We start from the raw sequence: 14,732 nt of genomic DNA, 5'->3' as shown, positions 1-14,732 counted from the left end.
GTGGCGCTTGATATTCTGATCGTCGACGATGAAGCCGATATCCGGGAACTGATCGCAGGTGTCCTCGATGACGAGGGCTATGAAACGCGCACGGCGGGCGACAGCGACAGCGCGCTCGCCGCGCTCAGCGAGCGCCTGCCGAGCCTGCTCGTGCTCGACATCTGGCTGCAGGGCTCGCGCCTCGACGGCATCGAGCTGCTGGAGGTCGTGAAGCAGCGCAATCCGGGGCTTCCCGTCATCATGATCTCGGGCCACGGCAACGTCGAGACGGCGGTCGCGGCGATCAAGCGCGGCGCCTACGACTTCATCGAGAAGCCGTTCCAGGCGGACCAGCTGATCCACACCGTCGAGCGCGCGACCGAGGCGGAGCGCCTGCGCCGCGAGAACGAGGAGCTTCGCTCGCGCGCCGGCATCGAGGGCGAGCTCACCGGCTCGTCCGCGATGATCAACGGCGTGCGCGCGACGCTGAAGCGCGTCGCGGCGACGGGCAGCCGCGTGCTGATCGACGGCCCGCCGGGCTCGGGCAAGGAGGTCGCCGCGCGCCTGCTCCACCAGTGGTCGCCGCGCGCGAACGGGCCGTTCGTGGTCGTGGCGGCGGCGCGGCTCCACCCCGACCGGTTCGAGGAGGAGCTGTTCGGCGTGGAGGAGGACGGCCAGCCCGTCCGCATCGGCCTGTTCGAGCAGGCGCACGGTGGCACGCTGTTCCTCGACGAGGTCGCCGACATGCCGCTCGCGACGCAGGCGCGCATCCTGCGCGTGCTCACCGAGCAGATGTTCCAGCGCGTCGGCGGCGCGCGCAGCGTGAAGGTGGACGTGCGCGTCGTCAGCAGCACGTCGCGCGACCTCGCCGGGGAAATCGCCGCCGGGCGCTTCCGCGAGGACCTGTTCTATCGCCTGAGCGTCGTGCCCGTGCACCTGCCGCCGCTTTCCGAGCGGCGCGAGGACATCGGCGAGCTCGTCGAGTACTTCCTTGCGAAGCTGGCGGCGGAACGCCGCATCCCGACGCCGCGAATCAGCGACGACGCGATGGCCGCGCTCCAGACCTACGACTGGCCGGGCAACGTCCGCCAGCTCAGGAACATCATCGAGCGCACGCTGATCCTGATGCCGCCCGAGCGCGCGCAGCGCATCGAGGTCGACATGCTGCCCTCCGAGATCATCGCAGAGCCCGCCAAGCTGATGCCGAACGAGGCGGTGCGCTCGATCATGGGCACGCCGCTGCGCGAGGCGCGGGAATCCTTTGAGCGCGAGTATCTGCGCGTGCAGATCCGCCGTTTCTCCGGGAATATCTCGCGAACCGCGGTTTTCATCGGCATGGAACGCTCGGCGCTGCACCGGAAACTGAAGGCGCTCGGCCTCTCCGATCCCGGAAAAGGCGACGATGAAGTCAATTCCGACACTTGACGGGAAGCCCCCGACCCCCAAATAGTGTGCCCGCGTCTCTGGCAATCGGGCGCAGTGTAAGAGGATTAGGGGGACATGGCAGACAAGGCCAATAACTTGCAGGACGTGTTCCTGAACGCGGTCCGTAAGAGCAAGACGCCGGTGACGATGTTTCTCGTGAACGGCGTAAAACTACAGGGTGTCATCACCTGGTTCGATAATTTTTCGGTCCTGCTTCGCCGCGACGGTCATTCGCAGCTTGTCTACAAGCACGCGATTTCCACGATCATGCCGGCGAGCCCCGTTCAATTGTTTGAGCCCGAGAAAGACGGCGACGACGATTGACCGATCCCGACGCCGGAACGCCGCCGCAAGCCGGGGGCAGACGGCGTAAGCAGTTCCACAGTTTCGGATCGCACGACGACGTCCGCGGCGTCAGCGTGGGCACGAAGGCGCTCGTCGTCGTGCCCGATGTCGTGCGCCGCGACTCCGCCGCGCGCCGCGACGCCGAGGCGCGTCTCCAGGAAGCGAAGAGCCTTGCCGGGGCGATCACGCTCGACGTGGTCGGCACGCGCATCTTCCGTGTCCGCGACCCGCGCCCGGCGACGCTGATCGGCGCGGGGCAGGTGGAGGCGATCGCCGCGCTCGCCGAGGAGACGGGCGCGGAGCTGACCGTCGTCGACGGCGCCCTGTCGCCGCTCCAGCAGCGCAACCTCGAGACCGGCACCGGCACCAAGGTCATCGACCGCACGGGACTCATCCTCGAAATCTTCGGGGAGAGGGCGGCGACCCGCGAGGGCCGGCTTCAGGTCGAGCTCGCCCACCTCGGCTATCAGGCGAGCCGCCTCGTGCGCTCGTGGACACACCTCGAACGCCAGCGCGGCGGCTTCGGCTTCCTCGGCGGCCCCGGCGAGACGCAGATCGAGACCGACCGGCGTCTCATTCGCGAGCGCATGGCGCGGCTGCGAAAGGAGCTCGGCGAGGTCAGCCGCACGCGCGGGCTGCAACGCCGTCAGCGCAAGAAGGCGCCCTATCCGGTGATCGCCCTCGTCGGCTACACGAACGCCGGAAAGTCCACGCTTTTCAATCGCTTGACCGGCGCTTCGGTGATGGCGGAGGACCTGCTGTTCGCGACGCTCGATCCCACCATGCGCGCCATCGCGCTGCCCGGAATCGACAAGGCGATCCTCTCGGACACCGTCGGTTTCGTCTCCGAGCTGCCGACCATGCTCGTCGCCGCGTTCCGCGCCACGCTGGAGGAGGTGCTCGATGCCGACATCATCGTCCACGTCCGCGACATCGCGCACCCGGAGGCCGAGGCGCAGAAGCGCGACGTCATCGACGTGCTCGCCGACCTCGGCGTCGATCCGGACGGCGGGCGACCGATCATCGAGGCGCTGAACAAGGCCGACCTGCTCGACGCGGAGACGCGCAAGTCCGCGCTCGAACAGGCGGCGGCGCCGAACAGCATCCTCATATCGGCGGTGAGCGGGGAAGGGGTGGACGACCTCCGCAGGCTCATCTCCGACACGCTGCTGCGCGACGCGCGCGTGCACAGGTTCGTCGTCAGCGCGGGCGACGGCAAGCGGCTCGCATGGCTGGAGAACAATGGCCTCGTCTTGAAACGCCGCATGAAGGGCGAGTCCGTGGAGTTGCAGGTGCGGATCAGCGACGAGGACCGCGCGCGTTTTCTGGCGCTGCCGTAAAAGGCACCAATCAAGAACGCTCCGCTGCTTTCACCCGCTGCCACAGCGCTTCGAGCGCTTCGATGTCCATGTCCGGCAAGGGTTTGTCGGCGATGGCTTCCACCGCGTTGAAGCGGCGTTCGAACTTGGCGTTCGCCGCGCGCAGCGTCTCCTCGGCGTCGATGCCGAGGTGGCGGGCGTAGTTGACGACGGCGAACAGCAGGTCGCCGATCTCGCCGGCGCGTGAGGCATCGTCGGCGGTCTCGACCTCGGCCAGTTCCTCGTTGATCTTCGCGCGCGGACCCGCCGCGTCGGGCCAGTCGAAGCCGACGCGTGCGGCGCGGCGTTGCAGCTTCTGCGCGCGCATCAGCGCGGGGAGGCCGAGCGCCACGCCCGCGAGCGCGCCCCGGTTGCCGCGCTCGCGGGCCTTCTGGTCCTCCCACGCCGCCGTCTGGGCGTCCGCATCCGCGACGCTGGCGTCACCGAAGACGTGCGGGTGGCGGCGGACCATCTTGTCGGTGATGCCGGAGGTGACGTCAGCCAGCGTGAAATGCCCGGCCTCGGCCGCCATCTGCGCATGGTAGACGACCTGAAGCAGCAGGTCGCCGAGTTCGCCCTGAAGGTCGGCCATGTCGCCGCGCGCGATGGCGTCGGCGACCTCGTGGGCTTCCTCGATCGTGTACGGCGCGATGGACGCGAAATCCTGTTCGATATCCCACGGGCAGCCGCGCGCGGGATCGCGCAGCGCGCGCATCACGTCGGCAAGTCGGGCGTAGGCTTCGGGCGCGGTTTCCTTGCTCATGACATCCCGCGTAGCCGCAGCAGCGGATTCGGGGAAGCCGGGAGCGTGCGAATAAGAAAGGGGGCACGCAGGACACGTCCGCCATGCCTTATCTTTTACAACGATAATATATATTATGTTAAATCAATTGTCGCGGTTCGCGGCCATCCGGGCCATTCCCCCGGCCATTCTCTCGAACGCGTCGTTCATGCGGGCCGCGAGATCGGCGTCGACGCCGCTCTCCGAAAGCGCGCGCGCCATCGCGTCCGTCCACTGCCGCGCAGTCTCGGCGTCGATGGGCAGCACGGCGTGCGCCGACATCACGCAGACGCCGACGTTCTCTTCGAACCAGCGGCGCGGCCCGCCAAGCCAGCCCGTGAGGAAACCGGCGAGCGAACCGCGCATCGGCGCAAGGTCCGGCGCGTGCATCGCGCGCAGCGCCGCATAGCCGGGCTCGCTTTCCATGAGATCGTAGAAACGGTCCACGACGCGCCTGACGGCGGCCTCGCCGCCGATGCTGTCGTAAGGTGTCGCGCTGACGCCGGAATCGCTCATCGGGACGATGAACCGGGCCTTTGGCGAGATTTCCTTGATCCAGATCAAAATCGGGTTCAGCCGCCATCCGTTTCCTGCGCGGAACGAGGGAGCCGAACAGCGGGTTTTGCGTTACCACCACCGTTGCTTCAGGGCGTTAGGCCACCGGAACACAGCCGGAGAACAAATGATAAACGAAGAGCAGGGCGGCGACCCTTCCCTCGCCCCCGTCGTCGAGGCGGGGCGCAACTGCTGGCGCATCGAGAGGGCAGCGCGCGCCGCCGCCGTGGTCGATGCCGCCGACTACTACCATTACGTGCGCGAGGCGATGCTGGCGGCGCGGCGGCGCATCCTCATCATCGGCTGGGACTTCGACACGCGCATCGCGCTGGAGCCGGACGGGAACGGCCACGGCGAAAGCCTGGGGCATTTCTTCCTGCGCCTCGCGCGCGAAAACCCCGCGCGCCAGATCGACATCCTGAAATGGAGCTTCGGCGCGCTGAAGCAGTTCCTGCGCCCGCGCGCGGCATGGATGCTGCTGCGCTGGCAGATGACGCGCGCGATCGACTTCCGCTTCGACAGCTTCCATCCCGCCGGGTGCAGCCACCACCAGAAGATCGTGGTGATCGACGAGCGCTTCGCGGTGTGCGGCGGCATCGACATCTCGTGCGCGCGCTGGGACACCACGGCCCACGCCGACGACGATCCGCGCCGCACGCTGCCGGACGGCAAGCCCTACGGCCCGTGGCATGACGTCACCATGATGCTCGACGGCGACGCGGCGCAGGCGCTCGCCGACCTCGGCCGCGACCGGTGGAAGCACGCGACGCGACGCGACCTGCCCCCGGCGGAAGACGGCCACGACCACTGGCCGGACGATGCCGAGGTCGATTTCCGCGACGTGGACATCGCCGTCGCGCGCACCCGCGCGGCGTGGCGCGACTGCGCCGAGGTGCGCGAGATCGAGGCGCTGTGGCTGGACATGATCGCGGCGGCGCGGCGCTTCATCTACATCGAGAACCAGTACCTGACGTCAGGCCGGATCGCCGCGGCCATCGCGGCGCGCATGGAGGAGGACGACCCGCCGGAGATCGTGGTGGTGATGCCGCGCTCGGCGGACGGCTGGCTCGAACAGAAGGCGATGGACGCCGCGCGCGTGCTGCTTGCGCGCGCCATCGGCAAGGCGGACCGGCTGAACCGCTTCCGTATCTACGTGCCCGTGACCGGGGGCGGCGCGGACATCTATGTGCACGCCAAGGTCGCGATCGTCGACGACCGGCTGCTCAAGATCGGCTCGGCGAACCTCAACAACCGCTCGATGGGGCTGGACAGCGAATGCGACGTCATCATCGACGCCGCCCTCCCCGCCAATGCCGACACGCCGCCCGCGATCGCGGCGCTGCGGACCCGGCTGCTCGCCGAGCATCTGGACGTCTCGCCCGAGGACTTCGCGGCGCGGTTCGCGGAAACGGGCTCGCTCGTCGACACGATCGAGGCGCTGCGCGGACAGGGCGAGGCACTGCGCGGGCCGGGCAAGACGCTGGACCTGCTCGACCTCGAGAAGCCGGGGCCGCTCGATCAGTTCATTGCAGGCAACGAACTGCTCGATCCCGAAGACCCCGACGGCTTTTTCGAGCCGCTGCACAAGCGGGGCCTGCGGATGCGCTGGCGGGAGGGCATGGCGCGGCTCAAGGGGCGTATACGGCGGCGCCCGCGCAGGAGGTGACAATGAGCCGGGTGCGTCCCTCCATATTACGGCCGCAGGATCAGCGTATCGCCCTCGACGCGCCAGCTTTTCAGCGTCCGCAGGAAACGCATACCGAGGAGGTTGGTGGTGAGCGCGCCCTCGTTGATGCTGGCGGGCACGTCGCGGAGCGTGACGTCGCCGATCGTCAGCTCGCCGAGCCGGACGCCCGCTGTGCGGACCATGCCGTTCGCGGTGTCGGCCACGCCGTCGAAGCGGAGCGTATCGGGGCTGAACCCGGCGCGCGCGGCGGTTTCCATCGTGAGCACGATGTCGGTGGCGCCGGTGTCCACCATGAACAGCACGCTTGCTCCGTTGATCGTGCCGCGCACGTAGAAATGCCCGTCCTCGCGCGCGGTGAGCAGCATTTCGTCGCCTTCGGTGCGCGGCGACGCCGGATCGAGCGCGCCGCGGATCTGGGGCCACTGCGTGACGAGGAAGACGAGGCCGCCGAAGATGAGGACCCACGACAGCGCCATCTTCAGCGTTTTCGTCGCGCCGACCTCGCGGAGACGCGGGATCAGGCTCATCAGGATGAGGACGGCGAAGCCGACCGAGCTGATGAGCGCGCCCTTCTCACCCGTGCTCAGCCCTTCGAACATGCGCCTAAAGCTCCACCGTCAGCATATCGTACCCCGGCTCGACACCCTGCGGCAACGTCTTGGCAAGGCTGGCATAATCCATGCTGTTGTCCATGTGCGTGAGGATCGCGCGGCGCGGACGCAGGCGGGCGATCCACGACAATGTGCGGTCGAGGTGGCTGTGCGTCGGGTGCGGCTTGCGGCGGAGCGCGTCGACGATCCAGAGATCGACGCCCTTCACCGCATTGTCCGCGGAGAGCGTGAGGTCGCTGATGTCGGTGGAATAGGCCATCGAATGGCCGGCGTGGTCGATGCGAAAGCCGGTGGAGCGGATGGGGCCGTGCACCTGCTCGAACGGCGTCACCGTCATCGGCCCCACGGTGAGCTTCGCCGGGAGGTCGTGCGCCACGCAGCTCGGCGGATAGCCGAGCCCGCCCGCGAACACATAGTCGAAGCGCGCCTTGAGGACGCGCCACGTGTCCGGCGTCGCATAGCAGTCGACGGGTTTGCGCATGATGTGAAAGACCTGCCGCAAGTCGTCGATTCCGTGGGCATGATCGGCGTGGTCGTGCGTGTAGAGCACGGCGTCGATGCGCGTGACGCCCGCGCTCAGCAGCTGCTCGCGAAGGTCCGGGCTCGTGTCCATGATGATGGTGTGACCCTCGGCCTCGACCATCACGGAGACGCGGCGGCGGCGGTTCTTCGGCTCGCCCGGGTCGCAGGCGCCCCAGTCGTTGCCGATGCGCGGCACGCCGCTCGACGTGCCGCAGCCGAGGATCGTGACCTTCACGCCGCGGCTTTCGAGAACAGGCGGTAGAAGTTCGCGCTCGTCGTGCGGTCGAGGTCTTCGTAGCTGACGCCGCGCTTCTCCGCGATGAAGGCGGCGGTGTGCGTCACGAAGGCCGGCTCGCAGGTCTTGCCGCGCTTCGGCACCGGCGCGAGGAACGGCGCGTCGGTTTCGACGAGCAAGCGATCGTCCGGAACTTCCCTTGCGAAATCAGCGAGATCGGTGGCGTTCCTGAACGTGACGATGCCCGAAAGCGAGATGTAGAAACCGAGATCGAGCATCTTGCGGCCGAAGTCCGCGCTCGCGGTGAAGCAGTGGATGACGGCGCCGTAGGTCCCCTTCCCCAGTTCATCGCCCATGATCTCCAGCGTGTCGCCTTCCGCGTCGCGCGTGTGGACGATCACCGGCAGGCCGGTTTCGCGCGCGGCGGCGATGTGGCGGCGGAAGCTGGCGCGCTGACGTTCGCGGTCGCTTTTGTCGTAGTAATAGTCGAGGCCGGTCTCGCCGATGCCGACGACGCGCGGGTGGCGGGTCGCCGCGACGAGCCGGGTCTCCTCGATGTCCTCGCTGTCCGCCTCGTGCGGGTGGACGCCGACGCTCGCCCAGATGTCGGACGTGCCCTCGGCGATGCGGATGACGTCATCCCATTCGCTGCTGCGCGTCGAAATGGCGAGCATCGCCGAGACACCCGCCGCGCGCGCGCGCGCGATGATGCCCGCCTGATCCTCGACGAGGCCGGGGTAGTTCAGGTGGCAATGGCTATCAACCGGCATCGGGTTCCGCTTCGACATAGCGCGGGAAGACGCCCTGCGGCGCTTCGAGCCGGAAGCCGGACGCGGCGAGGCGCGCGTACCAGTCGCCGCCCCCGTCTCCGCCGATGCTCGCGAAATCGCGGTCGGTGTCGGGCACGCCCATTTGACCCAGCAGATTCGCCGCCGACGCCGGGATCACCGGCGAGATGGCGACGGCGAGATCGTGGATGGCGACGAACAGCGTGCCGAGCACGATTTTCATGCGCTCCGGGTCCGTCTTCTTCAGCTTCCACGGCTCCTGCGCGTCGATATAGGCGTTGCAGGCGAACACCGCGTGCAGCCACGTCTCGACACCGCGCGACAGGTCGTAGGCCTCGAACGCGGCGCGCAGGCCCTCGCAGCCCTCGGACACGCTTTTCAGCAGCGCCGCATCATCGGCGTTCTGATCGAGCGATGCGGGAAGAACGCCGTCCAGATTCTTGAAAATCTGCGACAAGGTCCGCTGCGCGAGATTGCCGAAGCTGTTCGCGAGATCGGCGTTGGTGCGCGTGACGATGGCGTCGTGGCTGTAGCTGCCGTCCTGCCCGAACGGCACGTCGCGGATGAGGAAGTAGCGGAGCTGGTCGACGCCGTATTCCTCGGCCATCGCCAGCGGCTCGACGACGTTGCCGAGCGACTTCGACATCTTCTCGCCCTTGTTGAGCACGAAGCCGTGGCCGAACACCATGCGCGGCAGTTCGATGCCCGCCGACATCAGGAACGCGGGCCAGTAGACGGTGTGGAAGCGCACCACGTCCTTGCCGATCACGTGCACGTCCGCGGGCCACCATTTCGTATAGGATTCATCGGGATAGCCGACGCCGGTGAGGTAGTTGCTGAGCGCGTCGAGCCACACGTACATGACATGGCCGGGCGCGCCCGGCACCGGGATGCCCCAGTCGAAGCTGGTGCGCGAGATCGACAGGTCGCTGAGGCCGCCGCGCACGAATTGCAGCATCTCGTTGCGGCGCGTGGCGGGCTGGATGAAGCCCGGGTTCCGCTCGTAGAGGTCGAGCAGCGGCTGCTGGTATCTGGAGAGGCGGAAGAAATAGCTTTCCTCCACGGTCCACTCGACCGGCGTGCCCTGCGGCGACAGCTTCTCGCCGCCCTCGCCCGGCACCAGCTCGCTCTCGTCGTAATAGGCCTCGTCGCGGACCGAGTACCAGCCTTCGTAGCGGCCGAGGTAGATGTCGCCGTTCGCTTCCATGCGCTTCCAGAGGTCCTGAACGCAGGCGTAGTGCGCGGGCTCCGTGGTGCGGATAAAGCGATCGTGGCTGATGTTGAGACGCGCGCACATGTCCTTGAAATGCGTGACCATTCCATCGACGAAGCTGCGCGGATCGGTATCGTTGCTGCGGGCGGCCTGCGCGATCTTGAGGCCGTGCTCGTCCGTGCCGGTCATGAAGAACACGTCGTCGCCGACCAGCCTGTGATAGCGCGCGATGACGTCGGTCGCGATGTCCTCGTAGGCGTGGCCCATGTGCGGGCGGCCGTTGGGGTACGAGATGGCGGTCGTGATATAGAATTTCCGCTTGGCACTCATGCGGGCGTGCTTGCTCTGCTACCGGGGGTTGTCGAGTTCGCCCACGTATCCCGCCAGTTCGAACGCGACAGCCTGCGGATCGTAGGCGAGCGGCACGGCCTCGGCGGCGAGGGCGTGGGCCTTCTCCCACAGCTGGAGCGCGCGTGCAAGCGATGCGCCGGTGCGCGCGCGCGCCGCGCCGGCGATGAAGGCAGGGACCAGCTCGACGAACGCCTCGTAGCGCGCCTGCGCGGTCTTGCCCGCGAGCGAGCGCGCAAGCGCCAGCGCATCGCCCTGCCCCTTCGAAAGCTCGGCGAGCGCCTGCGTGAGCTTCTCGACGTCGAGCCCGGCGAAGCGCAGCGCGCGGCCCGGCGAGCCTTCCGCCAGCGTCACCAGCGCGTTGATCTCGGCCTCGCTGCCGCTCTCCAGTTCGCGCGTGAGCACCGCGCGCACGTCGGCGTCGGCGAGCGGCTGGAAGCGCAGCGTGCGGCAGCGCGAGCGGATCGTCGGCAGCAGCCGCACGGGGCTGTGGCTGACGAGCAGGAACAGCGTCTTTTCCGGCGGTTCCTCAAGATTCTTGAGGAAGGCATTGGCGGCGCTGCGATTCATCTCGTCCGCGGCATCGACGATGACGATACGCCAGCCCCCATAGCCGGGCTTCGACTGGAACAACGGCTGGAGGTCGCGGATCTGGTCGACGACGATCTCGGCGCGGAGCGTGCCACGATCGGTGAGGCCGCGCTGGAGAACGCGGAGGTCGGGGTGGCTGCCCGCCTCGATCAGCGCCAGCGCCGGGTGCGGCGGCCCCTTCCCGTCCGTCAGCACGAAGCGGGCGAGCGCCTGCGCCACGCTCGCCTTGCCGATGCCGGGCGGACCGGTGAGCAGCCAGGCGTGGTGCACCTTGCCCTGATCCCACGCGGCGCGGAACGCATCCTGCTGCACCTGATGGCCAATGATACTCACAGGACGGCGCTCACAGGCCGAAACGCGCCGAGACCACGGCCCAGACCGCATCGCCGACGTCATCGACGGACGCGTCGCTCGGGATCACCGCCACGTCGGGGAAGCTCAGGAACCGTTCGCGCACCGCCTTGTGGAACGCGGGCGGCTCGCCTTCGAAGCGTGCCTCGGCCCCGGCCCGCCCGGCGGCGCGGGCAAGGCCGAGCGCGGGGTCGACGTCGAGCACGATGGTGAGATCGGGCCAGAGGTCGCCGGTCGCGAAGGCGTGAAGTCGCCGCAACTCGGCCTCATCGAGACCGCGCGCTGCCCCTTGATAGGCGAGCGTGGAGTGGACGTAGCGGTCGCAGAGCACCCACGTGCCCCCGGCGAGCGCAGGGCGGATGAGCCGCGACACGTGATCGGCGCGGGCCGCATTCACGAGCAGCGCCTCGACGCGCCCGTCCCAGCGCCCCGGCTCGCCCTCGACGAGCAGGCTGCGGATGTCCTCGGCGCCGGGCGTGCCGCCGGGCTCGCGCGTCGTCGCGACCGTGACGCCCTGCGCGTCGAGACGCACGGCAAGACGGCGGAGCTGGGTGCTCTTGCCGCTCCCCTCCCCGCCTTCGAAGCTGATGAACCTGCCCGGCACGCGGCCTCAGCCGCCGAACACGTGCCTGAGCGCCGCCATCATGCGGCCGAACGGACCGGCTTTCTCCACCGTCTCGGCGGCGACGAGCGGCACGCGCTGATCGGCAAGGCCGGGGACCGTGAGCACCAGCTCGGCGATCTTCTGCCCCTTGGCGACCGGCGCGGCGATCGGGCCGTCGTAGACGATCTTCGCATTGAGGCCGGACACGATCGCCTTCGGCACCGAAACCTTCGTACCCGGCGCGGCGGTGACGCCGACATCCTTCGCCGTGCCGAGGAACACGGGCGCGCGCAGCGCCACCTTGCCGTCCGCGAGGATCGGCTTCGCGTCCCACGCGCCGAAGCCCCATTCCATCATGCGGATGGATTCCTTGACGCGCTCGTCCCACGAGGTGAGCCCCGAGACGACCATCACCAGCCGCCGCCCGTCCTGCTCGGCGGAGCCGGTGAAGCCGTAGCCCGCCGCCTCGGTGTGGCCGGTCTTGAGCCCGTCCGCGCCGCGCACCTTGCCGAGGATGGGGTTGCGGTTCGGCTGCGTGATCGGCTTGCCGCCCATCGTCTGGCCCCACGTGAAGCTCTCGACCGCGTAGAACTTCTTGTAGAGGTCGGGGTAGTCCCTGATCGTCCGCTCGGCGATGATCGCGAGGTCGTGCGGCGTCACCACCTGCCGGTCGTCCGGCCAGCCGTTCGAATTGGTGAAGTGCGAGCCCGTGAGGCCGAGCTTCTTGGCTTCGGCGTTCATCAGCTCGGCGAAGGCTTCCTCGGTGCCGGAAATGCCCTCCGCCAGCACCACGCAGGCGTCGTTGCCCGAAAGCGTGACGATGCCGTGCAGCAGGTCCTCGACCGAGACCTCCTGATCGACCGACAGGAACATGGTGGAGCCCGCCTTCGGCCCGTGCCACTTCTGCCATGTTTCCGCGCGCACGCGGAATTTCTGGTCGAGCCTCAGCTTGCCCTGCTTGACGAGATCGAAGGCGACATGCGTCGTCATCATCTTCGCCATCGAGGCCGGCGGCATGTGCTGGTCGGCGGCCTGCGAATAGAGCACGGCGCCGGTGCTGACGTCCTTCAGGTACGCGAAGGGCGCGAGGCTCTGGTAGTTGGCGGCGGCGGGGGGGACGGCGAAAGCCAGCACAAGGGCCGAGATCGGCGCGGCAAGACGCATCGCTTGGGTTCACTCCTTCTGATCGGCTTCGGCGGGTCTTCCGGCCCCGGATGATGCCCGCACGAGTCTCGCCCAGCTATAGCCCGCGTCCGAAGGCTCCGCCAGCGCGGAGGGAAATGGATTACGAAAGCTTGAAAAGCAGGTGCGCGTCAGGCCCTCGGCCCCAGCCCGACCAGACGCGCCTCCGCATAGCCTGCCGCCTGAAGCTGCGCCAGCACCGAGGCGGCGCTCGCCTCGTCGGCGAACGGCCCGACGCGGACGCGGTAGAAGCCGGTGCCGGTGGAGCTGATGTTGCTGACCCCGAAGCGGCTGATCTCGGCGGCGAGGCTGGCGGCACGGCCGCGGTCGGACAGCGCCGCGACCTGCACGAAGATGTCTCCCGGCGGCACCTGCGGGGCCGCGACGGGCGCGGGCGGCGGCGGAGGCGGTGCGGCGGCAACCACGGTCGGCTGCTGCCCCTTCGGATAGATGCGCTTCACATGGACGCGCGCGGTGCCTTGCCGCTCGACGCCGAGAAGCTGCGCGGAGCGGCGCGACAGGTCGATGATGCGGTCCTTCGCGAACGGCCCGCGATCGTTGACGCGCACGACGAGCTTGCGGCCGTTCTCGAGGTTCGTCACCTCCACCCAGCTCGGCATCGGCAGCGTGCGGTGCGCGGCGGTGACGTCGTTCTCGTCGAACCGCTCGCCGTTCGCGGTGGACTTGCCGTGGAAGGTCGGGCCGTACCACGAGGCGGTGCCGGTTTCCTGATAGTGCGGATCGTCGGACGGGTAATACCACCTGCCCGCGATCTGGTAGGGATTGCCGACCTTGTACGTGCCCGCGCTCTTCGGCGCCTGCACGCTCCCCGCGCACGCGGCGAGCAGCGGCAGGAGCAGGAACGGCGCGAAGCCCGCCTTCAAATGTCCCGCGATACCGACCATTGCGCCCCCTTCCCCGCTCAGCACTGGAACGATGCGGGAACAGGAATCACCGAACGGCGGCTTAGTCAAGCCGCTCGCTTGTCAGCTTCCGCTGCGCAGCCGGTCCGCGAGCAGCCCCACCGAGAGCGCGTAGAAGTTCGAGCAGTTGTAGGCGAGGAGCGCGCGGAAGTTGCCGTAGGCGAGGTAGGCGCCCTTGCCGGGGCCGTCGGGCTCGACGAGCGTCGCCAGCGTGTCGTCGGCGGGCCAGCTGCGGCCGTCGAGCGCCTCGAGCCCGAGCGCGCGCCATTCCTTCACCGGGATCCAGCGGCTGTGCCGGGCGAGCACGCGCGCGCAGCTTTTCGGCTCGACCGTGTTGACGACGCGCATACGGTCCAGCGCCGCGGGCACGGAGACGCGCATCGCCCAGTCGCCGCCCGTCACCCAGCCGTTGTTCTTGAGATAATTGGCGATGGAGGCCGCGGTGTCGGCGCGGCTCTGCCAGATGTCGGCGGTGCCGTCGCCGTCGAAGTCGACCGCGTGGGTCAGATACGACGAGGGCAGGAACTGCGGGTTGCCGGTGGCACCCGCCCACGAGCCGACGAGCCGGCCGCGCGGCACGCCGCTGTCGATCATGCGCAGCGCCGCGATCAGCTCGCGCGTGAACAGCGCCTCGCGGCGGCCGTCGAACGCGAGGCTGGCGAGCGAGCGGACGAGATCGAAATTGCCCGTGTAGCCGCCGTAGCTCGTCTCCATGCCCCAGATGCCGAGCATGATCTCGGGCGGCACGCCGTAGCGGCCCTCCACCGCGCGCAGCGTCGGGCCGAGCTCGGCGGCGAGGCGCTTGCCGGGGTTGATGCGCGCAGGCACAAGGCGCGCGGCGAGGTAGTCGCTGAACAGCGGCACCGTGGTCGGGCGGCTGTCGTCGGGCTGGCCGCGATCGAGCTCGACGACGCGCGGATTGTAGGTGAGGCGGTCGAGCGCGGCGGCGAGCGTCGCGGCGCTGATCCCTTCGCCCGCGGCACGCGCGCGGAAATCCGCGAGCCATTTCTGGAAACGCATCTCGGTCGTGGGCGCGGGCGGCGGCGCTTCGGCGGCAGGTGCAGGCGTGGGCGCAGCGGCGGGCATCTGCGCCGGGGACGGCGCGGCGGCGAGCAAGGCCACGGCGATTGCCGCAAAGCGCAGGATCAAGATTCCTCTCCTTCAGCCGGGCAGCCCAGCCTACATGCTTGAAACCGCAATCCCAATAGGCGATGAGACGCGCCCAGCGGACAGG

General features: G+C 68.7%; 14 protein-coding genes and 1 pseudogene. 4 read left to right on the top strand and 11 right to left on the bottom strand.

The genetic code is table 11. The features are described 5' to 3' along the window. The 3 genes and pseudogenes from PE061_RS16155 to hflX all read left to right on the top strand — a co-directional run bounded on the left by PE061_RS16155 (window position 1) and on the right by hflX (window position 3,089). Complete coding sequence (locus PE061_RS16155) at window positions 1–1,404, top strand: sigma-54-dependent transcriptional regulator (RefSeq protein ID WP_271256252.1); 1,404 nt, start codon at window positions 1–3, stop codon at window positions 1,402–1,404. Between the two features lie 75 nt (window positions 1,405–1,479). Then, window positions 1,480–1,719 (top strand): annotated as a pseudogene (gene hfq / locus PE061_RS16150) (RNA chaperone Hfq); the annotation flags it as partial. Window positions 1,720–1,823: 104 nt separating this feature from the next. Then, complete coding sequence (hflX, locus tag PE061_RS16145; protein WP_271259230.1) at window positions 1,824–3,089, top strand: GTPase HflX; 1,266 nt, start codon at window positions 1,824–1,826, stop codon at window positions 3,087–3,089. Window positions 3,090–3,099: 10 nt separating this feature from the next. Here hflX and mazG read toward each other — a convergent pair whose 3' ends face one another. Together mazG and PE061_RS16135 are read right to left on the bottom strand one after the other, a co-directional pair. Beyond that, window positions 3,100–3,870, bottom strand: a complete 771-nt coding sequence (gene mazG, locus PE061_RS16140; RefSeq protein ID WP_271256251.1) for a nucleoside triphosphate pyrophosphohydrolase — start codon at window positions 3,868–3,870, stop codon at window positions 3,100–3,102. A 123-nt stretch (window positions 3,871–3,993) separates the two neighbouring features. Next, window positions 3,994–4,404: a group II truncated hemoglobin gene (locus tag PE061_RS16135; protein WP_271256250.1), complete on the bottom strand. Its 411-nt coding sequence runs from the start codon at window positions 4,402–4,404 to the stop codon at window positions 3,994–3,996. Between the two features lie 166 nt (window positions 4,405–4,570). On the opposite strand from PE061_RS16135, the gene PE061_RS16130 reads away from it, so the two are divergent. Beyond that, window positions 4,571–6,109, top strand: a complete 1,539-nt coding sequence (locus PE061_RS16130) for a phospholipase D-like domain-containing protein (RefSeq protein ID WP_271256249.1) — start codon at window positions 4,571–4,573, stop codon at window positions 6,107–6,109. Between the two features lie 26 nt (window positions 6,110–6,135). Here the strand turns inward: PE061_RS16130 and PE061_RS16125 are convergent, their stop codons facing one another. The 9 genes from PE061_RS16125 to PE061_RS16085 form a co-directional block, all read right to left on the bottom strand. Continuing rightward, complete coding sequence (locus PE061_RS16125) at window positions 6,136–6,729, bottom strand: retropepsin-like aspartic protease family protein (RefSeq protein ID WP_271256248.1); 594 nt, start codon at window positions 6,727–6,729, stop codon at window positions 6,136–6,138. Between the two features lie 4 nt (window positions 6,730–6,733). Further along, a complete protein-coding gene (locus PE061_RS16120) occupies window positions 6,734–7,498 on the bottom strand; it encodes an MBL fold metallo-hydrolase (protein WP_271256247.1) in 765 nt (254 codons plus the stop codon). After that, on the bottom strand, window positions 7,495–8,268 hold the full coding sequence (locus tag PE061_RS16115; RefSeq protein ID WP_271256246.1) for a TatD family hydrolase: 774 nt from the start codon (window positions 8,266–8,268) through the stop codon (window positions 7,495–7,497). Before PE061_RS16115 ends, PE061_RS16120 begins: the two co-directional genes overlap by 4 nt. After that, on the bottom strand, window positions 8,258–9,829 hold the full coding sequence (gene metG / locus PE061_RS16110) for a methionine--tRNA ligase (RefSeq protein WP_271256245.1): 1,572 nt from the start codon (window positions 9,827–9,829) through the stop codon (window positions 8,258–8,260). Before metG ends, PE061_RS16115 begins: the two co-directional genes overlap by 11 nt. 18 nt (window positions 9,830–9,847) lie before the next feature. Continuing rightward, window positions 9,848–10,771 carry a DNA polymerase III subunit delta' gene (locus PE061_RS16105; RefSeq protein WP_271256244.1) on the bottom strand — a complete coding sequence of 308 codons (924 nt, stop codon included), beginning with the start codon at window positions 10,769–10,771 and terminating at the stop codon, window positions 9,848–9,850. 10 nt (window positions 10,772–10,781) lie between these two features. Continuing rightward, window positions 10,782–11,393: a dTMP kinase gene (tmk, locus tag PE061_RS16100; protein WP_271256243.1), complete on the bottom strand. Its 612-nt coding sequence runs from the start codon at window positions 11,391–11,393 to the stop codon at window positions 10,782–10,784. A gap of 6 nt (window positions 11,394–11,399) precedes the next feature. Continuing rightward, window positions 11,400–12,557 carry a D-alanyl-D-alanine carboxypeptidase family protein gene (locus PE061_RS16095; RefSeq protein WP_271256242.1) on the bottom strand — a complete coding sequence of 386 codons (1,158 nt, stop codon included), beginning with the start codon at window positions 12,555–12,557 and terminating at the stop codon, window positions 11,400–11,402. A 149-nt stretch (window positions 12,558–12,706) separates the two neighbouring features. Beyond that, the gene (locus PE061_RS16090; RefSeq protein WP_271256241.1) at window positions 12,707–13,480 is read right to left on the bottom strand and encodes a septal ring lytic transglycosylase RlpA family protein; all 774 of its coding nucleotides are present in this window, start codon (window positions 13,478–13,480) and stop codon (window positions 12,707–12,709) included. An 81-nt stretch (window positions 13,481–13,561) separates the two neighbouring features. Further along, window positions 13,562–14,647: a lytic murein transglycosylase gene (locus tag PE061_RS16085; protein ID WP_271256240.1), complete on the bottom strand. Its 1,086-nt coding sequence runs from the start codon at window positions 14,645–14,647 to the stop codon at window positions 13,562–13,564. Window positions 14,648–14,732 lie beyond the last annotated feature (85 nt).

The sequence above is a fragment of the Sphingosinicella microcystinivorans genome (assembly GCF_027941835.1).
Classification (GTDB): Bacteria; Pseudomonadota; Alphaproteobacteria; order Sphingomonadales; family Sphingomonadaceae; genus Sphingosinicella.
The sequence above is the reverse complement of the archived record's forward strand: the minus strand, read 5'-3'. Positions and strand labels throughout refer to the sequence as shown.

Coding starts and splice junctions, on each gene's coding strand:
- PE061_RS16135 (WP_271256250.1), bottom strand. CDS start 4,404: ATGAGCGATTCCGGCGTCAGCGCGACACCTTACGACAGCATCGGCGGC.
- PE061_RS16115 (WP_271256246.1), bottom strand. CDS start 8,268: ATGCCGGTTGATAGCCATTGCCACCTGAACTACCCCGGCCTCGTCGAG.
- PE061_RS16095 (WP_271256242.1), bottom strand. CDS start 12,557: ATGCGTCTTGCCGCGCCGATCTCGGCCCTTGTGCTGGCTTTCGCCGTC.
- PE061_RS16125 (WP_271256248.1), bottom strand. CDS start 6,729: ATGTTCGAAGGGCTGAGCACGGGTGAGAAGGGCGCGCTCATCAGCTCG.
- metG (WP_271256245.1), bottom strand. CDS start 9,829: ATGAGTGCCAAGCGGAAATTCTATATCACGACCGCCATCTCGTACCCC.
- mazG (WP_271256251.1), bottom strand. CDS start 3,870: ATGAGCAAGGAAACCGCGCCCGAAGCCTACGCCCGACTTGCCGACGTG.
- PE061_RS16130 (WP_271256249.1), top strand. CDS start 4,571: ATGATAAACGAAGAGCAGGGCGGCGACCCTTCCCTCGCCCCCGTCGTC.
- PE061_RS16090 (WP_271256241.1), bottom strand. CDS start 13,480: ATGGTCGGTATCGCGGGACATTTGAAGGCGGGCTTCGCGCCGTTCCTG.